General features: G+C 60.9%; 21 protein-coding genes and 1 pseudogene. 17 read left to right on the top strand and 5 right to left on the bottom strand.

From position 1 onward, the window contains the following. The first annotated feature begins 27 nt into the window (after nucleotides 1–27). From hslU to AC07YV_RS00190, 6 genes are all read left to right on the top strand, one after another. A complete protein-coding gene (hslU, locus tag AC07YV_RS00215) occupies nucleotides 28–1,365 on the top strand; it encodes an ATP-dependent protease ATPase subunit HslU (RefSeq protein WP_102698564.1) in 1,338 nt (445 codons plus the stop codon). Nucleotides 1,366–1,519: 154 nt separating this feature from the next. Further along, a complete protein-coding gene (locus AC07YV_RS00210; protein ID WP_007999201.1) occupies nucleotides 1,520–1,897 on the top strand; it encodes a gamma-butyrobetaine hydroxylase family protein in 378 nt (125 codons plus the stop codon). 259 nt (nucleotides 1,898–2,156) lie between these two features. Then, nucleotides 2,157–3,836, top strand: coding sequence for a class II poly(R)-hydroxyalkanoic acid synthase (phaC, locus tag AC07YV_RS00205; protein WP_102698563.1), 1,680 nt, complete (start codon nucleotides 2,157–2,159; stop codon nucleotides 3,834–3,836). A 155-nt stretch (nucleotides 3,837–3,991) separates the two neighbouring features. Further along, a complete protein-coding gene (gene phaZ / locus AC07YV_RS00200; protein WP_007975576.1) occupies nucleotides 3,992–4,846 on the top strand; it encodes a poly(3-hydroxyalkanoate) depolymerase in 855 nt (284 codons plus the stop codon). Between the two features lie 115 nt (nucleotides 4,847–4,961). Further along, on the top strand, nucleotides 4,962–6,644 hold the full coding sequence (gene phaC, locus AC07YV_RS00195) for a class II poly(R)-hydroxyalkanoic acid synthase (RefSeq protein WP_102698562.1): 1,683 nt from the start codon (nucleotides 4,962–4,964) through the stop codon (nucleotides 6,642–6,644). A 59-nt stretch (nucleotides 6,645–6,703) separates the two neighbouring features. Continuing rightward, nucleotides 6,704–7,324, top strand: a complete 621-nt coding sequence (locus AC07YV_RS00190) for a TetR/AcrR family transcriptional regulator (RefSeq protein WP_007975574.1) — start codon at nucleotides 6,704–6,706, stop codon at nucleotides 7,322–7,324. A 192-nt stretch (nucleotides 7,325–7,516) separates the two neighbouring features. Here the strand turns inward: AC07YV_RS00190 and AC07YV_RS00185 are convergent, their stop codons facing one another. The 3 genes from AC07YV_RS00185 to AC07YV_RS00175 form a co-directional block, all read right to left on the bottom strand. Continuing rightward, nucleotides 7,517–8,398: a phasin family protein gene (locus AC07YV_RS00185; RefSeq protein WP_102698560.1), complete on the bottom strand. Its 882-nt coding sequence runs from the start codon at nucleotides 8,396–8,398 to the stop codon at nucleotides 7,517–7,519. Between the two features lie 10 nt (nucleotides 8,399–8,408). Continuing rightward, nucleotides 8,409–8,831, bottom strand: a complete 423-nt coding sequence (locus AC07YV_RS00180) for a phasin family protein (protein ID WP_102698559.1) — start codon at nucleotides 8,829–8,831, stop codon at nucleotides 8,409–8,411. A gap of 243 nt (nucleotides 8,832–9,074) precedes the next feature. After that, nucleotides 9,075–9,350: a polyhydroxyalkanoic acid system family protein gene (locus AC07YV_RS00175; protein ID WP_102698558.1), complete on the bottom strand. Its 276-nt coding sequence runs from the start codon at nucleotides 9,348–9,350 to the stop codon at nucleotides 9,075–9,077. A 155-nt stretch (nucleotides 9,351–9,505) separates the two neighbouring features. Between AC07YV_RS00175 and ubiE the strand changes: the two genes are divergently transcribed. From ubiE to AC07YV_RS00120, 11 genes and pseudogenes are all read left to right on the top strand, one after another. Continuing rightward, nucleotides 9,506–10,276, top strand: coding sequence for a bifunctional demethylmenaquinone methyltransferase/2-methoxy-6-polyprenyl-1,4-benzoquinol methylase UbiE (gene ubiE, locus AC07YV_RS00170; RefSeq protein WP_007975568.1), 771 nt, complete (start codon nucleotides 9,506–9,508; stop codon nucleotides 10,274–10,276). After that, nucleotides 10,276–10,899 (top strand): ubiquinone biosynthesis accessory factor UbiJ, encoded by a 624-nt coding sequence (locus AC07YV_RS00165; protein WP_015093123.1) that lies wholly within the window; start codon nucleotides 10,276–10,278, stop codon nucleotides 10,897–10,899. The genes ubiE and AC07YV_RS00165 overlap by 1 nt, the downstream gene beginning before the upstream one ends. Further along, nucleotides 10,896–12,500: a ubiquinone biosynthesis regulatory protein kinase UbiB gene (ubiB, locus tag AC07YV_RS00160; RefSeq protein WP_102698557.1), complete on the top strand. Its 1,605-nt coding sequence runs from the start codon at nucleotides 10,896–10,898 to the stop codon at nucleotides 12,498–12,500. The genes AC07YV_RS00165 and ubiB overlap by 4 nt, the downstream gene beginning before the upstream one ends. Before the next feature lie 81 nt (nucleotides 12,501–12,581). After that, entirely contained in the window at nucleotides 12,582–12,983 is a 402-nt protein-coding gene (gene hisI / locus AC07YV_RS00155; protein ID WP_102698556.1) for a phosphoribosyl-AMP cyclohydrolase, read from the top strand. Then, nucleotides 12,976–13,308, top strand: coding sequence for a phosphoribosyl-ATP diphosphatase (locus AC07YV_RS00150; RefSeq protein ID WP_007975564.1), 333 nt, complete (start codon nucleotides 12,976–12,978; stop codon nucleotides 13,306–13,308). The genes hisI and AC07YV_RS00150 overlap by 8 nt, the downstream gene beginning before the upstream one ends. A 25-nt stretch (nucleotides 13,309–13,333) precedes the next feature. Then, nucleotides 13,334–13,606: a twin-arginine translocase TatA/TatE family subunit gene (locus AC07YV_RS00145; RefSeq protein ID WP_102698555.1), complete on the top strand. Its 273-nt coding sequence runs from the start codon at nucleotides 13,334–13,336 to the stop codon at nucleotides 13,604–13,606. A 10-nt stretch (nucleotides 13,607–13,616) separates the two neighbouring features. Continuing rightward, a complete protein-coding gene (gene tatB, locus AC07YV_RS00140; protein ID WP_102698554.1) occupies nucleotides 13,617–14,066 on the top strand; it encodes a Sec-independent protein translocase protein TatB in 450 nt (149 codons plus the stop codon). Further along, nucleotides 14,063–14,857, top strand: a complete 795-nt coding sequence (gene tatC / locus AC07YV_RS00135; RefSeq protein WP_057712372.1) for a twin-arginine translocase subunit TatC — start codon at nucleotides 14,063–14,065, stop codon at nucleotides 14,855–14,857. The genes tatB and tatC overlap by 4 nt, the downstream gene beginning before the upstream one ends. After that, nucleotides 14,854–15,561, top strand: a complete 708-nt coding sequence (locus AC07YV_RS00130) for a 16S rRNA (uracil(1498)-N(3))-methyltransferase (RefSeq protein ID WP_015093117.1) — start codon at nucleotides 14,854–14,856, stop codon at nucleotides 15,559–15,561. Before tatC ends, AC07YV_RS00130 begins: the two co-directional genes overlap by 4 nt. Nucleotides 15,562–15,714: 153 nt before the next feature. After that, a pseudogene (locus tag AC07YV_RS00125) lies at nucleotides 15,715–16,776 on the top strand (methyl-accepting chemotaxis protein); the annotation flags it as partial. After that, nucleotides 16,759–17,631: a methyl-accepting chemotaxis protein gene (locus tag AC07YV_RS00120; RefSeq protein WP_371918066.1), complete on the top strand. Its 873-nt coding sequence runs from the start codon at nucleotides 16,759–16,761 to the stop codon at nucleotides 17,629–17,631. The pseudogene AC07YV_RS00125 and the gene AC07YV_RS00120, both read left to right, overlap by 18 nt. Before the next feature lie 227 nt (nucleotides 17,632–17,858). Here AC07YV_RS00120 and mdoH read toward each other — a convergent pair whose 3' ends face one another. Next, complete coding sequence (mdoH, locus tag AC07YV_RS00115; protein ID WP_102698552.1) at nucleotides 17,859–20,429, bottom strand: glucans biosynthesis glucosyltransferase MdoH; 2,571 nt, start codon at nucleotides 20,427–20,429, stop codon at nucleotides 17,859–17,861. Next, nucleotides 20,422–22,236 carry a glucan biosynthesis protein G gene (locus AC07YV_RS00110; protein ID WP_102698551.1) on the bottom strand — a complete coding sequence of 605 codons (1,815 nt, stop codon included), beginning with the start codon at nucleotides 22,234–22,236 and terminating at the stop codon, nucleotides 20,422–20,424. The genes mdoH and AC07YV_RS00110 overlap by 8 nt, the downstream gene beginning before the upstream one ends. Nucleotides 22,237–22,346: the final 110 nt, after the last annotated feature.

Below are 22,346 nucleotides of genomic sequence, written 5' to 3'. Positions count from 1 at the left end.
ATTCTTGCTTGAGGTCCACTGAATATTATGTCCATGACTCCCCGTGAAATCGTCCACGAACTCAACCGCCACATCATCGGCCAGGACGATGCCAAGCGCGCCGTCGCCATTGCCCTGCGCAACCGCTGGCGCCGCATGCAGCTGCCTGAAGAGCTGCGCGTTGAAGTCACGCCAAAAAACATCCTGATGATCGGCCCGACCGGCGTCGGCAAAACCGAGATCGCCCGTCGCCTGGCGAAACTGGCCAATGCGCCGTTCATCAAGGTCGAAGCGACCAAGTTCACCGAAGTCGGCTATGTCGGCCGCGACGTCGAATCGATCATTCGTGACCTGGCCGATGCCGCGATCAAGCTGCTGCGCGAGCAGGAAATCGTCAAGGTTCGCCACCGCGCCGAAGACGCTGCCGAAGAGCGGATCCTCGACGCCCTGCTGCCACCGGCGCGCATGGGCTTCAGCAACGACGATGCCCCGACTGCCGATTCCAACACCCGCCAGCTGTTCCGCAAGCGCCTGCGCGAAGGTCAGCTGGACGACAAGGAGATCGAAATCGAAGTCGCCGAAATGGCCGGCGTCGACATCTCCGCGCCACCGGGCATGGAAGAAATGACCAACCAGCTGCAAAGCCTGTTTGCCAATATGGGCAAGGGCAAGAAAAAAGCCCGCAAGCTCAAGGTCAAAGAAGCGCTGAAGATGGTGCGCGACGAAGAAGCCAGCCGCCTGGTCAACGATGAAGAGCTGAAGGCCAAGGCCCTGGAAGCCGTCGAGCAGCACGGCATCGTGTTCATCGACGAAATCGACAAGGTCGCCAAGCGTGGTAATTCCGGTGGCGTCGATGTATCCCGCGAAGGCGTGCAGCGCGACTTGCTGCCGCTGATCGAAGGCTGCACCGTCAACACCAAGCTGGGCATGGTCAAGACCGACCACATCCTGTTCATTGCTTCGGGTGCGTTCCACCTGAGCAAGCCGAGCGATCTGGTGCCCGAGCTGCAAGGCCGTCTGCCGATCCGTGTCGAACTCAAGGCCCTGAGCCCGGAAGACTTCGAACGTATCCTCAGCGAGCCTCACGCCTCGCTCACCGAGCAATACTGCGCACTGCTGAAAACCGAAGGCCTGGGCATCGAGTTCCAGCCGAGTGGCATCAAGCGCATCGCGGAGATCGCCTGGCAGGTCAACGAGAAGACTGAAAACATCGGTGCCCGTCGCCTGCACACCCTGCTCGAGCGCCTGCTCGAAGAGGTGTCGTTCAGCGCCGGCGACCTGGCCAGCGCCCATGACGGCAAGGTGATCCAGATCGACGCCGACTACGTCAACAGCCATCTGGGCGAATTGGCGCAGAACGAAGACCTGTCCCGTTATATCCTGTAAGCCATACTTACAGCGATGACGGACCCTGTGGGAGCGGGCTTGCTCGCGAAAGCGGTCTGACAATCAACATCACTGTTGAATGTTAAGGCCCCTTCGCGAGCAAGCCCGCTCCCACATTTGAATCGGGGTCCCACACACAAACGGACATCCACTCATGACCCAACTCCCCACCGACATCAAGCTGCACAAAGCCTCGAAAACCCTGTCGCTGAAATACGCGTCCGGCGAGGAATACACCCTGCCCGCCGAGTTCCTGCGCGTGCACTCTCCTTCCGCCGAGGTCCAGGGCCACGGCAAACCCATCCTGCAATTTGGCAAGATCAACGTCGGCCTGACCAAGGTAGAACCGGCCGGTCAGTACGCACTGAAACTGACCTTCGATGACGGTCACGACAGCGGCCTGTTCACTTGGGAATACCTCTACGAACTGGCGCGACGTTATGACGCACTTTGGGAAGATTATCTGGCCGAACTCAAAGCGGCCGGAAAAACCCGCGACCCGAACGAATCCGTCGTCAAGCTGATGCTCTAATCCGAGCCTCTTGCTCTTTTAGAGGGCATTTTCTAATTTCATCTGTTTGAATGCTCCGCTTCAGGGCCGTCGATTGGCCTGCTTGCGAAAAAAATTAAACTCGGGTAACCAATGGAACTGGCAAGTTCCCTGCAGTGCTCACTGCGAACAAAAGCAGCGATGCAGTATTAACGGTCACCCGAGCAGCAGTACCTGGCATTGGTTGTGTGACTGCACAGCAGGCCCCGGGTACTCGTCTCAGGACATTGGAGCGTCGTAGATGAGTAACAAGAATAACGATGACTTGAAGCAACAAGCCTCCGAAAACACCTTGGGGCTGAATCCTGTCGTTGGATTGCGTGGAAAAGATCTACTGGCTTCTGCTCGCATGGTGCTCAGGCAGGCCATCAAACAACCGATTCACAGCGCCAAGCATGTCGCCCATTTCGGTCTTGAACTCAAGAACGTACTGCTAGGCAAATCCGAACTTCTTCCGAATGGCGATGACCGTCGCTTCGCCGATCCGGCCTGGAGCCAGAACCCGCTCTACAAACGTTATCTGCAAACCTATCTGGCGTGGCGCAAGGAACTCCACGACTGGATCGATGACAGCAACCTGCCGGCCAAGGACGTCAGCCGCGGGCACTTCGTGATCAACCTCATGACCGAGGCCTTCGCCCCGACCAACACGGCGGCCAACCCGGCGGCGGTCAAACGTTTTTTCGAGACCGGCGGTAAAAGCCTGCTCGACGGCCTCTCGCATCTGGCCAAGGACCTGGTACACAACGGCGGCATGCCGAGCCAGGTCAACATGGGGGCATTCGAGGTCGGCAAGACTCTGGCCGTGACCGAAGGTGCAGTGGTGTTTCGCAACGACGTGCTGGAGCTGATCCAGTACAAGCCCACCACCGAACAGGTGCACGAGCGCCCTTTGCTGGTGGTGCCACCGCAAATCAACAAATTCTACGTTTTCGACCTCAGCCCGGAGAAAAGCCTGGCGCGGTTCTGCCTGCGCAGCAACGTGCAAACCTTCATCGTCAGCTGGCGCAATCCGACCAAGGAGCAGCGTGAGTGGGGCCTGTCGACTTACATCGAAGCGCTCAAGGAAGCGGTCGACGTGGTCACCGCGATCACCGGCAGCAAGGACGTGAACATGCTCGGTGCCTGCTCCGGCGGCATCACCTGCACCGCGCTGCTGGGCCATTACGCAGCGATTGGCGAGAACAAGGTCAATGCCCTCACCCTGCTGGTCAGTGTGCTCGACACCACCCTGGACAGCGATGTGGCGCTGTTCGTCGATGAACAAACCCTCGAAAGCGCCAAGCGCCACTCCTATCAGGCTGGCGTGCTGGAAGGCCGCGACATGGCGAAAGTCTTTGCCTGGATGCGCCCCAACGACCTGATCTGGAACTACTGGGTCAACAACTACCTGCTGGGCAACGAGCCACCGGTATTCGACATCCTGTTCTGGAACAACGACACCACCCGGTTACCGGCTGCGTTCCACGGCGACCTGATTGAAATGTTCAAAAGCAATCCATTGATTCGTCCGAATGCACTGGAAGTGTGCGGCACACCGATCGACCTGAAGCAGGTCACCGCCGATATCTTTTCCCTGGCCGGGACCAGCGACCACATCACCCCGTGGCGCTCCTGCTACAAGTCGGCGCAACTGTTCGGCGGCAATGTTGAATTCGTGCTGTCCAGCAGCGGGCATATCCAGAGCATCCTGAACCCGCCGGGCAATCCGAAATCGCGCTACATGACCAGCACTGAAATGCCCGCCAATGCCGATGACTGGCAGGAAGAGTCGACCAAGCACGCCGATTCGTGGTGGCTGCATTGGCAGGCCTGGCAGGCACAGCGCTCGGGCAACCTGAAAAAAGCTCCGCTGAAACTGGGCAACAAGGCGTACCCGGCGGGCGAAGCTGCACCGGGCACTTATGTACATGAGCGGTAACTGACACACCTCGACTTCCCTGTGGAAGCGAGCTTGCTCGCGATGACGGTGGCTGGTTTGGCATATGCGCCGACTGACACTCCGCTATCGCGAGCAAGCTCGCTCCCACAGGGGGCGGGGATGAACTGGAAAAAGCGACCCACAGGGCCTGAAGCATGCCGCAACCCTTCATATTCCGTACCGTCGATCTGGATGGCCAGACGCTCCGCACGGCGGTACGCCCCGGCAAGCCTCACTTGACGCCCCTGCTGATTTTCAACGGTATCGGCGCCAACCTGGAGCTGGTGTTCCCGTTCATTGCCGCGCTGGACCCGGACCTGGAAGTCATCGCCTTCGACGTACCCGGTGTCGGCGGTTCGTCGACGCCAAACCGGCCGTATCGTTTTCCGGGGTTGGCCAAGCTCACGGCGCGGATGCTCGACTATCTCGACTACGGGCAGGTCAACGTCATCGGCGTGTCCTGGGGTGGCGCCCTGGCCCAGCAGTTTGCTTATGACTATCCGGAGCGCTGCAAGAAACTCGTGCTGGCCGCCACGGCGGCGGGTGCGGTGATGGTGCCGGGCAAACCGAAAGTGCTGTGGATGATGGCCAGCCCGCGACGCTACATCCAGCCGTCCCACGTGATCCGCATTGCGCCGATGATCTACGGGGGTGCGTTCCGTCGCGACCCGACGCTCGCCGCCAGCCATGCAGCCAAGGTGCGCTCGGCAGGCAAGCTCGGTTACTACTGGCAGCTGTTCGCCGGCCTCGGCTGGACCAGCATCCACTGGCTGCACAAGATCCGCCAGCCGACCCTGGTGCTGGCCGGCGACGATGACCCGTTGATCCCGTTGGTCAACATGCGCTTGCTGGCCTGGCGGATTCCCAACGCCCAGTTGCACATCATTGATGACGGTCATCTGTTCCTGATTACCCGGGCCGAAGCGGTGGCCCCGATCATCATGAAATTCCTGGAGGAGGAGCGCCAGCGCGCGGTGATGCATCCGCGTCCGGCGCCATTGGGCAGTTAAAGCGCTGCCTCAGCGGTCGGCAGGACGCCACGCCGCGCAACAACCCGTTACAGCGTCTATGGTGTTCTGGTTCAGTGTGTTTGTTTTTGGCCTGAAGACGAAGGAGTGTTGAATCATGCGCGAGAAACCAGCGAGGGAGTCCTTGGCGACTCCCGCCGCGTTCATCAATGCACAGAGTGCGATTACCGGTCTGCGTGGCCGGGATCTGCTGTCGACCCTGCGCAGTGTGGCCGCCCATGGCTTGCGCAACCCACTGCACAGCGCCCGGCATGCCCTCAAACTCGGCGGTCAGCTTGGCCGCGTGCTGCTGGGCGAGACCCTGCACCCGACCAACCCGCACGACGCTCGCTTCGCCGACCCGGCGTGGAGCCTCAACCCGTTTTATCGCCGTAGCCTGCAGGCCTATCTGAGCTGGCAGAAGCAGGTCAAAAGCTGGATCGACGAGAGCAACATGAGCCCGGACGACCGCGCCCGCGCCCACTTCGCCTTCACCTTGCTCAACGACGCCGTATCACCCTCCAACACCCTGCTCAACCCACTGGCGGTCAAGGAGCTGTTCAATTCCGGCGGTAACAGTCTGGTGCGAGGCATCGGCCATCTGGTGGACGATCTGCTGCATAACGACGGCCTGCCCCGGCAAGTCACCAAGCAAGCGTTCGAGGTCGGCAGGACAGTCGCCACTACTACCGGCGCCGTGGTGTTTCGCAACGAGCTGCTGGAATTGATCCAGTACAAGCCGATGAGCGAAAAGCAGTATTCCAAGCCCCTGCTGGTGGTGCCGCCACAAATCAACAAGTACTACATTTTCGACCTGAGCCCGCACAACAGTTTCGTCCAGTACGCCCTGAAAAACGGCCTGCAAACCTTCATGATCAGCTGGCGCAACCCGGATGTGCGTCACCGCGAATGGGGGCTCTCGACCTACGTCGAAGCCGTGGAAGAGGCGATGAATGTCTGCCGGGCGATCACCGGCGCACGCGAGGTCAACCTGATGGGCGCCTGCGCCGGCGGGCTGACCATTGCCGCGCTGCAAGGCCATTTGCAGGCCAAGCGGCAGCTGCGCAGGGTGTCCAGCGCGACGTATCTGGTGAGCCTGCTCGACAGTCAGCTGGACAGCCCCGCTACGCTGTTCGCCGACGAACAGACGCTGGAGGCTGCCAAGCGCCGCTCCTATCAGAAAGGCGTGCTGGACGGCCGTGACATGGCCAAGGTCTTCGCCTGGATGCGCCCCAACGATTTGATCTGGAGCTACTTCGTCAACAACTACCTGTTGGGCAAGGAGCCACCGGCGTTCGACATCCTCTACTGGAACAACGACAACACGCGCCTGCCGGCCGCCCTGCATGGCGACCTGCTGGACTTCTTCAAGCACAACCCGCTGACCCACCCGGGCGGACTGGAAGTGTGTGGCACGCCGATCGATTTGCAGAAGGTCACCGTCGACAGTTTCAGCGTCGCCGGCATCAACGATCACATCACACCGTGGGACGCGGTGTATCGCTCGACGCTGTTGCTCGGCGGCGAACGGCGCTTCGTGCTGTCCAACAGCGGTCATGTGCAGAGCATCCTCAACCCGCCGAGCAACCCGAAAGCCAACTACGTCGAGAACGGCAAACTGAGCAGCGATCCCCGTGCCTGGTACTACGACGCCAAACATGTCGACGGCAGTTGGTGGACCCAATGGCTGGGCTGGATTCAGGAACGCTCCGGCGCGCAGAAGGAAACCCACATGGCGCTCGGCAACCAGAACTACCCACCGATGGAGGCAGCACCCGGTACTTACGTGCGCGTGCGCTGACGTTCAACGAGCCGCGGCCGATGCCGGCCGTGGCAAGACCCGATCATTAAGAAGACTGGATGAAAACCCGCGACCGGATCCTCGAATGTGCCCTGCAGTTGTTCAATCAGAAGGGCGAACCGAATGTCTCCACCATGGAAGTTGCCAATGAAATGGGCATCAGCCCGGGCAACCTCTACTACCACTTTCACGGCAAGGAACCGCTGATACTCGGGCTGTTCGAGCGCTTTCAATGTGAACTGCAACCGCTGCTCGACCCACCGTCCGACGTCGAATTGGGCCCCGAAGATTACTGGCTGTTCCTGCATCTGATCGTCGAGCGCCTGTCCCACTACCGGTTTCTGTTCCAGGACCTGTCGAACCTCGCCGGACGCCTGCCGAAACTGGCCAAGGGCATTCGCAACCTGCTCAATGCACTCAAGCGCACACTGGCGTCGTTGCTCGCACGATTGAAGGCTCAAGGGCAATTGGTCAGCGACACTCAGGCGTTAGGGCAACTGGTGGAACAGATCACCATGACCCTGCTGTTTTCACTGGATTACCAGCGGATTCTCGATCGCGAAGGCGAGGTACGGCTGGTGGTTTACCAGATCATGATGCTGGTGGCGCCGCATCTGTTGCCACCGATCAAAGTGGCGACGGAGCAAATGGCGATGCAGTACCTGGAAGCACACGAGTAAGCCTGACACCCGCCAACCCTGTGGGAGCGAGCTTGCTCGCGATGGCGTCTGTTCAGCCAACATGGATGTCGACTGATACACCGCTATCGCGAGCAAGCTCGCTCCCACAGTGGGCTTGTGTCGCTCAGAAATCCGCGCACAAACAAAAACGCCCGACCTTGGCAGGCCGGGCGTTTTTTTGAGCCCTGAAAATCAGGACTGACTGGTTGGCGTCGATGGAGCTGGCGCGGCAGTCGGGGTGACAGCAGGGGTTGGTGCGGTCGCGGAGTTCGAGGCGCTGACCGGAGCTGCTGCCGGGGTTGCCGGCTTGGCAGCTGCTACTGCTGGCTTTGGCGCGGCGGCTTTTGGAGCTGCCGGCTTCTTCACTGCAGGTTTTTTCGCAGCAGCAGGTTTGGCTGCCGGCTTGGCGGCGGCGGGTTTTGCTGCAGCTGTTTTAGCCGCAGGCTTGGCCGCTGCTGGCTTGGCAGCCGGCTTGGCGACAGCTTTCGCAGCAGCCGGTTTGGCCGCTGGTTTGGCGGCGGCCGTTTTAGCGGCAGGCTTGGCAGCAGGTTTAGCCGCTGCTTTGGCCAGTGGCTTGGCAGCAGTTTTCGCGGCTGGCTTGGCGGCGGCAGTCTTGGCAGCAGGCTTGGCCGCCGCGGTTTTCGCCGCGACAGGCGCAACCTTGGCACCGGTCAGTTTTTCGATTTGCTTGGTCAGTGTCTCGACCTTGCTGTGCAGTGCCTTGACTTCGTTGCGGCTCGGTACGCCCAGACGCGAGATGGCACTGTTCAGACGCTTGTCGAAAGCACCTTCGAGCTCATCCCACTTGCCCAGTGCACGATCTTTCACACCGCTGATGCGCGATTTGGCCGAAGAAGCGGAGTCCTTTGCGGCGTCGACTGTCTTGCCAACAGCGCTCTTGGTGAGCTTCTCGGCTTTCTCGCCATCCTTGACCAATGCATCGAAGAGTTTGCTGCCGTCAGTGTCGATCTTCGAGTACACGCCTAAACCAGCCAGCCAGATTTTTCGGGAGTAATCTTCAACCTTCCCGATCCACGAGCTGCCTTCTTTTTCGGTTTTCTTTTTAACAGCCATCCCGTTCTCCTTAAGATTTACGCGCGACACGTTCGAGCAATGCCGTCAGCTCATCGAGCTTAGCAGAGAGTGTCTCAACGTCATGTTTAGACGGAATGCCGATACGATTCAAGGCACTTGCGACACGCGTGTCGAACGCCTTCTCGACCTTGTCGAGTTGAACTTCGACACGGCCTTTGAAAGTGCTGACTTCACTCTTGACTTCAACGATCTCGGCATTGGCCGCTTCGAGTTTCGAAGCGACTACTTTTTTGCCTTTCTTTTCAACAACCTGACCAGCCTTGATCAGCTCTTGAAAGTATTCGCTGCCCTCTTGGCCGACCTTGGCGTAGGCGCCCAGGCCTGCCAGCCAGATCTTGCGGGCATAGGATTTGACGTCGCCCAGCGTGCTGGTCGATGCGTCGATTTTTTTCTTCAAAATAACTTTGGCCATGGTGCACCTCACGCGCAAAAGGTTTGAGGAACTGCCCGGATAAGTGGCGGGCTCTGGCACAAAGTAGGGAGAAAAATTAGAAACGGCACCCTAACAAATGACATAAAAGGTCAGGTGCACCACAAAACAAATGTGGGAGCGAGCTTGCTCGCGATGGCGCTACATCAGTCGACAATGATATTGACTGACACTCTGTCATCGCGAGCAAGCTCGCTCCCACAGGGATCTCATTTCAAGGGGAAATCAGACCAGGGCTTTATCCAGCGCTTTCTCGATTTCCGCTTTGATCATGCCGCTCATGGCCGACATCATCAGGCCCAGCTCCACGTCGACACGAATCGAATCCTCGGTGACATGCACCGCACCTTTCACACCCGAGCGCTTGAGGTTCAGGGTGTCGCCGGACCACTGCGGCTCCAGGCCATACTGATCGGAAAGTTTCTGCGCCAGCTTGTCGGCCTTCTCGCGAGCCGCTTCCTTGCCCAGGCCGTGGGCACGTTCAACACTAATACGGGCCATTGAATGACTCCTGCTTTATGGATGCTTTCCCGGGGCATCTTGACCTCTGCTGCGTCAAAACGTCCCGATGGTTGCCCATCTTACCTTCAGCCTTGCCAAGACAAAGCATGCCTTGGGGATTAGAATGTCGCGCATTCTCTTTTGGTGACAGCGATATGACTGATCAGCGCAAAGGCAGCGATGCCGAACCCACCACTCACTTCGGCTTCAAAAACGTTCCGGAAAGCCAGAAAGCGGAAAAAGTCGCTGAGGTTTTCCACTCGGTAGCCGCCAAGTACGACCTGATGAACGACCTTCTGTCGGGCGGCATGCACCGTCTGTGGAAGCGTTTCGCGATCGAGCTGTCGGGCGTTCGTGCCGGCAATCGCGTGCTCGACATCGCCGGTGGTACCGGCGACCTGACCAGGAAGTTCTCGCACCTGGTAGGCCCGACCGGCCAGGTCGTACTGGCCGACATCAACGAATCCATGCTCAAGGTCGGCCGTGACCGCCTGCTGGACCTGGGTGTGGCCGGCAACGTCGAATTCGTCCAGGCCGATGCGGAAAAACTGCCGTTCCCGGACAACCATTTCGACTGCGTGACCATCGCCTTCGGCCTGCGCAACGTGACTCACAAGGAAGATGCCCTGCGCTCGATGCTGCGTGTGCTCAAGCCGGGTGGCCGTTTGCTGGTGCTGGAGTTCTCCAAGCCGACCAACGCGCTGATGTCCAAGGCCTATGACGCCTACTCGTTCGCCTTCATGCCATTGATGGGCAAGCTGATCACCAACGACTCGGAAAGCTATCGCTACCTGGCCGAATCGATCCGCATGCACCCGAACCAGGAAACCCTGAAGTCGATGATGGTCGAGGCCGGTTTCGACCGCGTGACCTATCACAACATGACCGCAGGCATCGTTGCCCTGCACCGCGGCATCAAGCCCTGATGCTGCTCGCCGGCCTGCTCGCCAGCGTTGAACTCGGCCTGAACCGGGTGCTGCGCCTCGACAGCACGGCGCTGCCGCGGCTGGCGCATCTGACCGGCAAAGTGATTGCCGTCGATTGCCGCAGCCCGGCGCTGCACCTGTTCATCCTGCCCAGCGACGAAGGCCTGATGCTCGCCTCCCAGTGGGAAACCGGCGCCGACTGCACCTTGCGTGCACCGGCTTCGAGCCTGTTGAAACTGGCCATGAGCAAGGACAAGACCTCCGTCCTGCACGCCCCTGAAGTCGAACTCGACGGCGACAGCGGCGTGCTGCTGGAACTGGCGGCGATCCTCCAGGACCTGGAGTTGGACTGGGAGTACGAACTCTCGCGCTGGCTCGGCCCGGTCGCCACGCAACTGGTCGGCGGCCACCTGCGCAGTCGCGCCCGCTGGTACCAGCAAGGCTTTGCCAGCCTGGGCCAGAACCTGGGCGAATACCTGGCCGAAGAATCGCGCACCCTTGTCGGTCAGCGCGAAGCCGAAGCCCGATTCAGTGAACTGGACCAGATCAAGCTCGATCTGGAACGTCTCGAGGCGCGTTTCGAGCGCCTTTCCCGATCCCTCGACCCAAGCGATAACGCATGAAGCTGCTTGCCGTCCGCCGTTTGTTGCGCATCCAGCGCGTCGTGATCCGCTACCGCCTCGATGACCTGCTGTTCGCACTGCCACTGCCGTGGTTTCTGCGAGCGCTGCGTTACGCGTTGCCGTGGCGCTGGTTCCCGCGCAAGACCCTGGACCTGAGCCGTGGTGCGCGCCTGCGCCTGGCGTTGCAGGACCTGGGGCCGATCTTCATCAAGTTCGGGCAGATCCTGTCCACACGCCGCGACCTGTTGCCCGAAGACATCGCCGATGAGCTGATGAAGCTGCAGGACCGCGTGCCGCCGTTCGACTCGCAGGTGTCGGTCAAGCTGATCGAAGAACAGCTGGGCAAGAAAATCAGCGACGTGTTCAGCCGTTTCGATGTCGAGCCGCTGGCCTCGGCTTCGGTGGCGCAGGTGCATGCCGCGCAACTGAAAACCGGCGAAGAAGTGGTGGTCAAGGTAATCCGCCCCGGCCTCAAACCGGTGATCGCCCAGGACCTGGCGTGGCTGTTCATCCTCGCCCGCGCCGCCGAAAAGCTCTCCGCCGATGCGCGCCTGCTGCACCCGGTGGACGTGGTCAGCGATTACGAAAAAACCATCTACGACGAACTCGACCTGCTGCGCGAGGCTGCCAACGCCAGCCAGTTGAAGCGCAATTTCGACGGCTCGCCGCTGCTGTACGTGCCGCAAGTCTACTGGGACTGGTGCCGGCCAAAAGTACTGGTGATGGAGCGCATCTACGGTATCCAGGTCACCGATCTGGCGACCCTGGCCGACCAGCGCACCGACATGAAAATGCTCGCCGAGCGTGGCGTGGAGATTTTCTTCACCCAAGTGTTTCGCGACAGCTTCTTCCACGCCGACATGCACCCCGGCAACATCTTCGTCAGCACCGTGAATCCGTGGAGCCCGCAGTACATTGCGATCGACTGCGGCATCGTCGGCAGCCTGACCCCGGAAGACCAGGATTACCTGGCGCGCAACCTGTTCGCCTTCTTCAAGCGCGATTACCGTCGCGTGGCGCAGTTGCACATCGATTCGGGCTGGGTGCCGGCGGAAACCAAGCTCAACGAATTCGAAGCGGCGATCCGTACCGTGTGCGAGCCGATCTTCGAAAAACCGTTAAAAGATATTTCCTTCGGTCAGGTGCTGATGCGCCTGTTCCAGACCGCTCGACGCTTCAACATGGAGGTTCAACCGCAGTTGGTCCTGCTGCAAAAAACCTTGTTGAACATCGAAGGCCTGGGCCGCCAGCTGTACCCGGACCTCGACCTGTGGAACACCGCGCAGCCGTTCCTCGAGCGCTGGATGCGCGAGCGGGTCAGCCCCAAAGCCCTGCTCGGCAACGTGCAGAGCCAGTTCGAACAGATCCCGCACCTGGCCAACATGGCCCGCGACCTGCTCGAACGCATGTCCCAGCCCCACGCCTACGACCCGCCGCCCGCGTGGCATCGACGCCGCGACGACTGGTTCCTGCGCCTGCTCGGCACGGCGCACCTGGCCGGTGGCGCCATCCTTGCCGCTGGCGGTCCACTGAATCAGTTGGATTACTGGCCGGCCGGCATCATGATGGCGGTCGGTTTGTATCTGGTCGTGCGCCGATAGCCAGTTGTGTGAACGACTGGCACACTGTTTCAACGCCTGAGCTCGACTATTGAAGTGTCGAGCCCGCTGTCGGAGTCAAAGATGAAAAACTGGCTGGACGAGATCAAGTGGGACGCCGATGGCCTCGTGCCGGCGATTGCCCAGGATCACAAGACCGGGCGCGTCCTGATGATGGCCTGGATGAACCGCGAAGCACTGGAACTGACCGCTGCCGAGAAACGCGCCATCTACTGGTCGCGCTCCCGTGGCAAGCTGTGGCGCAAGGGCGAAGAGTCCGGCCACGTGCAAACCCTGCACGAGATGCGCCTGGACTGTGACGCCGATGTCATCATCCTGATGGTCGAGCAGATCGGCGACATCGCCTGTCATACCGGCCGCCAGAGCTGCTTCTACCGCGTTTACGAGAACGGCGACTGGACAACGGTCGACCCGGTCCTGAAAGATCCGCATGCCATCTATTCCGCAGGGCACAAACATGAGTGACACTCTCACCCGCCTCGCCGAGGTACTGGAAGAGCGCAAAGGCGCCGCCGCCGACAGCTCGTATGTCGCCAGCCTGTACCACAAGGGCTTGAACAAGATTCTGGAAAAAGTCGGCGAAGAGTCGGTCGAGACCATCATTGCCGCCAAGGACGCCGCCGTCAGCGGCGACTGCAGCGATGTGATCTACGAAACCGCCGATTTGTGGTTCCACAGCATGGTCATGCTCGCCCAATTGGGGCAGCATCCACAGGCTGTACTCGATGAACTGGACCGTCGTTTCGGTCTCTCCGGACACGCCGAGAAAGCCTCGCGCCCGTCCGCCTGAATAACTATTAGAGAGGAGCAGCAGCATGGGCATTTTTGACTGGAAACACTGGATCGTCATCCTGGTTGTCGTGGTCCTGGTATTTGGCACCAAGAAACTGAAAAACCTCGGCACCGACGTCGGCGAATCGATCAAGGGCTTCAAGAAAGCCATGAACGACGACGAAAAACCGGCCGACCCGAATGCGACCCCGGCCCAACCGGTTCCACCGGTCCAGCCACAGACCACTGTGAACCAGCCGCACACCATCGACGTGCAGGCACAGAAAGTCGAAGAGCCGATCCGCAAAGACGTGTGAGCGCAGACTAATGTTTGGTATCAGCTTCTCTGAACTGCTGCTCGTCGGCCTCGTTGCCCTGCTGGTGCTGGGCCCCGAGCGCTTGCCGGGTGCTGCGCGCACCGCCGGCCTGTGGGTCGGGCGCCTGAAGCGCAGCTTCAACGCAATCAAACAGGAAGTTGAGCGTGAAATCGGTGCCGACGAGATTCGTCGGCAACTGCACAACGAACACATCCTGTCGCTTGAGCAGGAGGCGCGGAAAATCTTCACGCCGACCCAGCAGGAGCCGACGCCGGTCGAGCATGTGGGCGCGCAGACGATTCAAGCGCCTGCCGCTACTGTCGACTCGACACCTGCTCCCGTTGTAGCGCCTGTCGAACCTGCGCCCGTTGTTGCAGCCGCTCCGGTTGAACCCGCTGCGCCTGTTGCGCCTGTTGCGCCAGCCCCTCATGACCCAACATTGCCGCCGCGAGCCCCATGAGCGATCTCCCAGAAAACGACCAGCACATGCCGCTGGTTTCGCACCTCACCGAGTTGCGTACCCGACTGCTGCGCTGCGTAGCGGCGATTTTCATCATCTTCGCCGGCCTGTTTGCCTTTACCCAGCAGATCTACACCTTCGTCTCGACTCCGCTGCGTGCGTACCTGCCCGCCGGCGCGACGATGATTGCCACTGACGTGTCGTCGCCGTTCCTGACGCCGCTGAAGCTGACGATGATGGTCTCGCTGTTCCTGGCGATTCCGGTGATCCTGCACCAGATCTGGGGCTTCATCGCCCCGGGCCTGTACAAGCATGAAAAGCGCATCGCCGTGCCCTTGCTGGTCTCCAGCATCTTTCTGTTCTACGCCGGCATGGCCTTCGCCTATTTCCTGGTGTTCCCGCTGATCTTCAAGTTCTTCGCCGCCGCCACCCCGGCCGGTGTGGAAATGATGACCGACATCACCAGCTACCTCGATTTCGTCATGACGCTGTTCTTTGCCTTTGGCGTGGCGTTCGAAATCCCGGTGGCCGTGGTGCTGCTGGTGTGGATTGGTGTGGTCGACGTCAAATACCTGAAGAAAATCCGCCCGTACGTGATCATCGGCTGCTTCGTGGTCGGCATGATCCTGACGCCACCGGACATCTTCTCGCAGACCCTGCTGGCCGTGCCGATGTGGCTGTTGTTCGAGATCGGCATCCTGTTCGGCAGCCTGATCAGCAAGCGTGGCGACCATCCGGAAGACCAACCGGCTGACGATCACAACGACCAGCCGCCAGCGACCCAAGCGTGAACCTGCTGCTCCTGGAAGAGGCCGACTTCATTGCGGCCGACCGGGCGATCCTGCGTGATCGCCGGCTGACGCACATGCAGGAAGTCCACCGCTGTGAAGTGGGCGACAGCATGCGCGTCGGGCGGATCGGCGGGCTGATGGGTTCGGCCGAAGTGCTGCGCCTGGACGCCGACGAAGCGGAATTGCGCGTCACCCTCGACCAGCCGCCCCCGGCCAAGCTGCCCTTGACCCTGGTATTGGCCCTGCCACGCCCCAAGATGCTGCGCAGGGTGTTCCAGACCGTGGCGGCCATGGGTGTGCCACGTATCGTGCTGGTCAACAGCTATCGCGTCGAGAAGAGCTTCTGGCAGACCCCCTTCCTGGAGCCCGAGGCCATTCGTGAGCAGTTGATCCTCGGCCTCGAACAGGCCCGGGACAGCGTGCTGCCGGAAGTCGTCATCGAGAAGCGCTTCAAGCCGTTCGTCGAGGACCGTTTGCCAGCGATCACCGACGGCACCCTCGGCCTGGTGGGGCATCCCGGCAATTACCCGCCCTGCCCTCGCGCACTCAGCGAACCGGTGACCCTGGCCATCGGCCCCGAGGGTGGCTGGATTCCCTACGAAATCGACCTGCTGGGCAAATCCGGCCTGCAACCGGTGCAACTGGGCGAGCGCATCCTGCGCGTCGAAACCGCCGTGACCGCGCTGCTGGCCCGCCTGTTCTAACACTGCCCCCCTGTAGGAGCTGCCGAAGGCTGCGATCTTTTGATTTTGCTTTTAAAGATCAAAAGATCGCAGCCTTCGGCAGCTCCTACAGAATCTCTGTGCGCCGCCGATACAGTCCCCATAAAACCAAATTGTGGTCCGGGGAGATTCAGCATGTACCAATGGCTAGCCGAGAATCTGGGAAACGTCAGCGTCAAACGCAAGCTGGGGATCGGCTTCGGCCTGGTGCTGTTACTGACCCTGCTGATCACCTTCACCGGTTGGAGCGGCCTGAGCGGCGTCACCAGCCGTGGGGATAAACTGGGGTTCATCGCCAGCCTCAACGACCTGACCAAGGACCTGCGCATTGCACGCCTGGATTACGAGATGCGTCGCGGGGAACAAGGCCCCGGCGCCGTCAACGATCTGCTGGGCAAACTCGAAAGCGGCCTGCAGACCGCCCGCGGCCTGATCGAACAACCGGCTGACACGGCCATGGTCGATCAACAACTGGCCGCTGTCGCCGAATACCGTCGTGCCTTCAACGACATGACCCAGGCGGGTGCCCAGCGTGAAGATGCCCGCAGCAAACTCGGCGCCACCGCCGATAACGCCGTGGCCCGCGTCGCCGAAGTGGAAAAATCCATGCTGCAAGGTGACAGCGTCGCAGCATTCAATAGCGTGATCGACCTGAGCAAACTGATTCAGCAGGCGCGCTTCCAGGTTCGCGGCTACACCTACAGCGGCAAGAGCGAAGCCGAACAGCCAGCCTTCGACGCGATCGACAACGCCCTGAAGAACCTCGAGAGCCTGCCGGCCAAACTGCCTGAAGAACACATCGCCAACCTGCAACAGGCGACTGACTCACTCAAGGCCTATCGTGCCGCCGTCAGCCAGTTCCGCGACTCCCAGGTGGCCAGCGCCAAGGCCCTGGTACGCATGTCCGCCCAAGGCGAGATCCTGTTGGACATGAGCCAGAAACTCACCGTCTCGCAAACCGTCGTGCGTGACAGCGACGCCGCCCACGCCAAGAACATGCTGACCCTCGCCACCGTTCTGGCCATCGCCTTCGGCCTGCTGGCCGCCTGGGCCATCACCCGGCAGATCATCATTCCGTTGAACCAGACCCTGGCTGTCGCTGAACGCGTTGCCAGCGGCGACCTGACCCACAACCTGACGTCCCAGCGTCGCGACGAGCTCGGCCAGTTGCAGCGCGCCATGCAGAGCATGACCCAGGGCTTGCGCGAACTGATCGGCGGCATCAGCGATGGCGTCACGCAGATCGCCAGCGCCGCTGAAGAGCTGTCGGCGGTCACCGAGCAGACCAGCGCCGGGGTCAACAGCCAGAAAGTCGAGACCGATCAGGTGGCGACGGCCATGAATGAAATGGCCGCCACCGTGCAGGAAGTGGCGCGCAACGCCGAAGAGGCCTCCGAAGCGGCCGTCGCCGCCGACCAGCAGGCCCGTGAGGGCGACAAAGTGGTGGGCGAAGCCATCGCCCAGATCGAGCGCCTGGCCGCAGAAGTCGGCCACTCCACCGAGGCCATGGGCGAACTCAAGCGCGAAAGCGACAAGATCGGCAGCGTGCTCGACGTGATCAAGTCCGTGGCCCAGCAAACCAACCTGCTGGCGCTCAACGCCGCGATTGAAGCAGCCCGTGCCGGTGAAGCCGGACGTGGGTTTGCCGTGGTCGCAGACGAAGTCCGCAGCCTGGCCCAGCGCACCCAGAAATCCACCGAAGAGATCGAAGAGCTGATCGTCGGCCTGCAAAACGGCACGCAGCAAGTGGCGACCATCATGGACAACAGCCGCACCCTGACCGACAGCAGTGTCGAACTGACCCGCCGCGCCGGTGGCTCACTGGAAAGCATCACCCGCACCGTCTCGGCGATTCAGGCGATGAACCAGCAGATCGCCGCTGCCGCCGAACAGCAAAGCGCCGTGGCCGAAGAGATCAACCGCAGCGTGCTGAACGTGCGGGATGTGTCGGACCAGACCTCGGCAGCCAGTGAAGAGACCGCAGCCTCCAGCGTTGAGCTGGCACGACTGGGGACGCATCTGCAGATGCTGGTGGGCAAGTTCAGGGTTTGAGGTGATCTGCAGACCTCGGTTCACTCAGGACCGAGGTGATGTCTTCGCGGGCAAGCCCGCTCCCACAGGTATTTTCGGTGTTCACACAATGCGTGCCTCACCTTGAACCCTGTGGGAGCGGGCTTGCCCGCGAAAGCGATTGACCAGACACCGCCGTTACAGAATCTGGTGCAAGCTCAAGAACCAACTTCAAACCATAAAAAAACCCGCTTTCGCGGGTTTTTTTATCATGCCAACTGAGGCTGTTCGCTCATCGGCTTGAGCGGCAGCAACGGTGCATGGGGGTCGGCCTGGACCGACTTGCGCCATGCGCCCAGCCACTCGGCATGCCCTTCGCTCCAGACCTGCTCGTGCAAGCGAGCCAAGGCCACCGGATCGCTCAACAACTGCACACGCTCGTTGTTGGTCAAGCCTTCAGGTCCAACCTTCATCGCGTGCCGCACCCGCTCGATCCGCAACCACTCAATCGGCTCAGCCTGATTGTGCCGCGAGGTCGCCAGCGAGCACGCCAGGGCGTTCTGCTGTGGATCGACCACCGAACGGACGAAGCCGTCGTTCAGCGCGTGCCAGCGGTTTTCATGGGTGTACTGGTCGGTGGCCAGCAAGGCCTGCGGCGGATTGTATTCCTCAGGGATCAGGAACAGGCTCTCGTCACGGGACTTCAGGCCCAGGCCGACGCGGCTGGAGATCACCGACACCGGGATCGACAGCATCAACGAACCGACGATCGGCACCAGCCACCACAGGAAGCTCGGGTTCAGCCAGATCACCAGCATGGCCCAGAAGAAGCCCAGCAGGGTTTGCGGACCGTGGCGCTTGATCGCTTCGCTCCACGGCGTGGAGTCGTCGTCACGCTGCGGCGAGTTCCAGGTCGCGGCCCAGCCGAGGAACGCGGCGAGGACGAAACGGGTGTGGAAAATCATCCGCACCGGCGCCAGCAGCATGGAGAACAGCATCTCCAGCAGCATCGACAGGGTCACCTTGAACTTGCCGCCGAACTCTTTCGCGCCCTTGGCCCAGATCAGGATGATGCTCAGCAACTTCGGCAGGAACAGCAACACGATGGTGGTCGAGAACAGCGCAATCGCCTTGTCCGGGTGCCATTGTGGCCACAGCGGATAGAGCTGGCGCGGTTCGAGGAAGTATTGCGGTTCCATTAGCGTGTTGACCGCCAGCAGCGCGGTCGACAGCACCAGGAAGAAGAACCACAACGGCGCCGACAGGTAGGACATCACGCCGGTCAGGAACACCGCGCGGTGCACCGGGTGCATGCCTTTTACCAGGAACAGGCGGAAGTTCATCAGGTTGCCGTGGCACCAGCGACGGTCACGCTTGAGTTCGTCCAGCAGGTTCGGCGGCAGTTCTTCATAGCTGCCCGGCAAGTCGTAGGCAATCCACACGCCCCAACCGGCACGGCGCATCAGCGCGGCTTCAACGAAGTCGTGGGACAGGATCGAACCGGAGAACGCGCCTTTACCGGGCAACGGCGCGAGGGCGCAGTGATCGATAAACGGCTTCATGCGGATGATCGCGTTGTGACCCCAATAGTGCGACTCGCCCAGTTGCCAGAAGTGCAGGCCGGCGGTGAACAGCGGGCCATACACCCGAGTGGCGAACTGCTGCATGCGCGCATACAGGGTGTCCATGCCCGACGCCCGTGGCGCGGTCTGGATGATCCCGGCGTCCGGCGTGGCTTCCATCAGGCGCACCAGACTGGTCAGGCACTCACCGCTCATCACGGAGTCGGCGTCGAGTACGACCATGTACTTGTAGTCACCACCCCAGCGACGGCAGAAGTCGTCGAGGTTGCCGCTCTTGCGTTTTACGCGACGGCGACGGCGGCGATAGAAGATCTTGCCGAAGCCACCGGCTTCGCGACAGACGTCCAGCCAGGCCTGTTGCTCGGCCACACAGATATCGGCGTCGTTACTGTCGCTGAGGACGAAGAAATCGAAGCGGTCCAGGTCACCCGTGGCCGCGACCGACTCGAAGGTCGCCCGCAGGCCGGCGAACACCCGAGGCACGTCTTCGTTGCAGATCGGCATCACCAGTGCGGTGCGCGCATCCTTTGGAATCGCCTCGTTACCGGCACTTTTACCGGAGATACGGTATTTATCGTGGCCAGTCAGCAATTCGAGGAAGCCCATCAGCGCGGTCCAGAAACCGGCCGATACCCAGCAGAACAGAATCCCGAACAGGATCAGGATGCTGGTCTGCAAGGCGTAAGGCAGCACTTGCGTGGCGGTTTGCAGCAGCGGTTGGTGCAGCACTTCGTTGAGGTCGACGAACGACCAGCCCTGGTACGGCATGATGCCTTTCATGTACCAGCCGGCGACGATGGTCTGGCCGAGCATCAGCAGCAACAGAATGTAGCGACGGATCGAACCGACGGTACGCCAGCGCGCAGCCGGCAGTACACGCTCGTCCTTCGGCGGCTTCGGCGGGTTGGTACGACCGGTCATCCGCCGCCAGCCACGCACCAGAATGTTGGTGCGCCACGGCTCCGGCACGACCTTGGTCCGCCGGATCGGCGGGGTCGCCTTGAGGCAGACCCGGCCGTTGGCGTCGAGCACCAGCATTTCCGCGTCCTGCAGTTCTTCGGCAGTGCTCAGGGTCAGGCGTTTGCCGACCGAAGCCTGGGCGGCTTCGGTCGGGGCGTCGAACGTCGAAGACGACAGGCGTTCGTGCAATTCGCTGAAAGACTGGCAGCCCGCGAGTTCCGCGCGCTGCTCGTCGGTCATCGGCAGATGCGCCAGATACTCGGAAAGAGTTTCTGGCCGTACTTGAGAGTTACTCATCGGCAGGCAACTGATAGCTCCAGGTCTCGGTCAGGACTTCTTCAGTCGGCGCCGATTCCGGTGTGGCTGGGGCCGCGTCGGCAGCGACTGGCTGCTTGGCGTCTTTATTGGCCTTGTCCTTGGCATCTGCAACAGGCTTCGCTTCAGCCTGCTTGGCCTCCGCTTGCTTGGCTTCCTTGTCGGCTTTCTCTTGTTGCTTGGCGGCAACCTTGTCGGCCTTGGCAACCGACGAGTTGGACGACGGAATCGAGGTCTTGGCCAGGTCTGCCGGCACGATGTTCTGCACCAGCGCCGCACGCATCTCGGTGGCCTTGCCCGGGTCCTTGATCTTCATCCGCAGGGTCAGGCGCCAGCCCTTGGTTTCAGGGTTGTAGCGAACGCTGTTTTCCACCAGCTCGGCGTTGTCGCCGACGCTGACCTGGCTGCGAACCTCGGAATCGGCCGGCAACGCCGCCAGGGACGGGCCTTCGAAGTCCACCAGATAGGCAACGCTGCCGTCCGGCTGACGAATCAGGTTGGACTGCTTGACGTCACCGGTCGAACGCAGGGTCTGCTTGACCCAGGCGCTGTCCGGCGCGTGAATCGCCGCTTCGTCCATGGTCCAGTGCATACGATAAGCGACATCGAGCGGCTGGCCAGGTTCCGGCAATTTTTCCGGATTCCAGAAGGCCACGATGTTGTCGTTGGTTTCGTCGGCGGTCGGAATCTCGACCAGGTCGACGGTGCCCTTGCCCCAGTCACCCTTCGGCTCGATCCAGGCGCTTGGGCGCTTGTCGTAGCGGTCGTCGAGGTCTTCGTAGTGGCTGAAGTCGCGGCCACGTTGCAGCAGACCGAACCCGCGCGGGTTTTCCACGCTGAAGTTGCTCACCGCCAGGTGTTTCGGATTGTTCAGCGGACGCCAGATCCACTCGCCGTTGCCGGCATGGATCGCCAGGCCGCTGGAGTCGTGCAGTTCGCGGCGGTAGTTCAGTACTTTCGACGGCTGGTTGGCACCGAACAGGAACATGCTGGTCAACGGGGCGATGCCCAGCTTGCCGACCTTGTCACGCAGGAACATCTGGGCCTTTACGTCGACGATGGTGTCGCTGCCCGGACGCAGGGTCAGGCGATAGGCGCCGGTGGCACGCGGAGAGTCCAGCAGGGCGAAGATCACCAGGTGCTTGTCGCCCGGCTTGGGCTGTTGAATCCAGAATTCGCGGAAACGCGGGAATTCTTCGCCGGACGGCAAGGCGGTATCGATGGCCATGCCGCGAGCGGACAAGCCATAGACGTGACCCTTGCCGACGACGCGGAAGTAGCTCGCGCCGAGCATGGTCATGATTTCGTCTTGCTTGTCGGCCTTGTTGATCGGGTACAGCACACGGAAACCGGCATAACCCAGCTGTTCGGTGGCCTTCGGATCGAACTGCATGTCGCCGAAGTCGAAACGACTCGGATCGTATTTGATCTCTTCGACGGTGTTCGCGGTGATTTCGTTGATTTTCACCGGCGTATCGAAATGCATGCCCTGGTGGTAGAAGGACAGCTTGAACGGCGTCTTCTGATCCGCCCATTCGGCTTTTTCCGTCAGAAAACGAATTTTCTGATAGTCCGCGAACTTCATGTCGCGGAACTCGTTCGGCAGGTTACTGCGCGGCGCTTCGTATTTCTGCGCGGCCAGCTCTTTTGCCTTGGCCGACACATCATCCAGACTGAATGCCCAAAGCTGGCCGGCGCTGAGCAGGCAGAGCAGTGCAGAGCCCGCTACCAGGGCGCTGCGTAACCGTTTGGCAGACAATTTTGGTGCGTTACAGGGACTAACAATCACGAGCAACCCTCGCCGAAAACAGATCAAAAAACCAACGGCCAGTTAAAGGGTCTGCACGGTATACGGTATGAAAAAACCGCCCTTGCAAACCACTCTTGCCAAGTTGGCGA

This window comes from Pseudomonas sp. GW456-E7, from assembly GCF_059424105.1.
The sequence above is the reverse complement of the archived record's forward strand: the minus strand, read 5'-3'. Positions and strand labels throughout refer to the sequence as shown.

Excerpts from the sequence above, each read along its gene's own strand:
- hisI (WP_102698556.1), top strand. The coding sequence starts at position 12,582 with ATGAAAAACTGGCTGGACGAGATCAAGTGGGACGCCGATGGCCTCGTG.
- ubiB (WP_102698557.1), top strand. The coding sequence starts at position 10,896 with ATGAAGCTGCTTGCCGTCCGCCGTTTGTTGCGCATCCAGCGCGTCGTG.
- AC07YV_RS00210 (WP_007999201.1), top strand. The coding sequence starts at position 1,520 with ATGACCCAACTCCCCACCGACATCAAGCTGCACAAAGCCTCGAAAACC.
- phaZ (WP_007975576.1), top strand. The coding sequence starts at position 3,992 with ATGCCGCAACCCTTCATATTCCGTACCGTCGATCTGGATGGCCAGACG.
- AC07YV_RS00150 (WP_007975564.1), top strand. The coding sequence starts at position 12,976 with ATGAGTGACACTCTCACCCGCCTCGCCGAGGTACTGGAAGAGCGCAAA.
- tatB (WP_102698554.1), top strand. The coding sequence starts at position 13,617 with ATGTTTGGTATCAGCTTCTCTGAACTGCTGCTCGTCGGCCTCGTTGCC.
- AC07YV_RS00190 (WP_007975574.1), top strand. The coding sequence starts at position 6,704 with ATGAAAACCCGCGACCGGATCCTCGAATGTGCCCTGCAGTTGTTCAAT.
- phaC (WP_102698563.1), top strand. The coding sequence starts at position 2,157 with ATGAGTAACAAGAATAACGATGACTTGAAGCAACAAGCCTCCGAAAAC.
- mdoH (WP_102698552.1), bottom strand. The coding sequence starts at position 20,429 with ATGAGTAACTCTCAAGTACGGCCAGAAACTCTTTCCGAGTATCTGGCG.
- ubiE (WP_007975568.1), top strand. The coding sequence starts at position 9,506 with ATGACTGATCAGCGCAAAGGCAGCGATGCCGAACCCACCACTCACTTC.
- tatC (WP_057712372.1), top strand. The coding sequence starts at position 14,063 with ATGAGCGATCTCCCAGAAAACGACCAGCACATGCCGCTGGTTTCGCAC.
- hslU (WP_102698564.1), top strand. The coding sequence starts at position 28 with ATGTCCATGACTCCCCGTGAAATCGTCCACGAACTCAACCGCCACATC.
- AC07YV_RS00185 (WP_102698560.1), bottom strand. The coding sequence starts at position 8,398 with ATGGCTGTTAAAAAGAAAACCGAAAAAGAAGGCAGCTCGTGGATCGGG.
- phaC (WP_102698562.1), top strand. The coding sequence starts at position 4,962 with ATGCGCGAGAAACCAGCGAGGGAGTCCTTGGCGACTCCCGCCGCGTTC.
- AC07YV_RS00120 (WP_371918066.1), top strand. The coding sequence starts at position 16,759 with ATGCAGAGCATGACCCAGGGCTTGCGCGAACTGATCGGCGGCATCAGC.
- AC07YV_RS00165 (WP_015093123.1), top strand. The coding sequence starts at position 10,276 with ATGCTGCTCGCCGGCCTGCTCGCCAGCGTTGAACTCGGCCTGAACCGG.
- AC07YV_RS00175 (WP_102698558.1), bottom strand. The coding sequence starts at position 9,350 with ATGGCCCGTATTAGTGTTGAACGTGCCCACGGCCTGGGCAAGGAAGCG.
- AC07YV_RS00145 (WP_102698555.1), top strand. The coding sequence starts at position 13,334 with ATGGGCATTTTTGACTGGAAACACTGGATCGTCATCCTGGTTGTCGTG.
- AC07YV_RS00180 (WP_102698559.1), bottom strand. The coding sequence starts at position 8,831 with ATGGCCAAAGTTATTTTGAAGAAAAAAATCGACGCATCGACCAGCACG.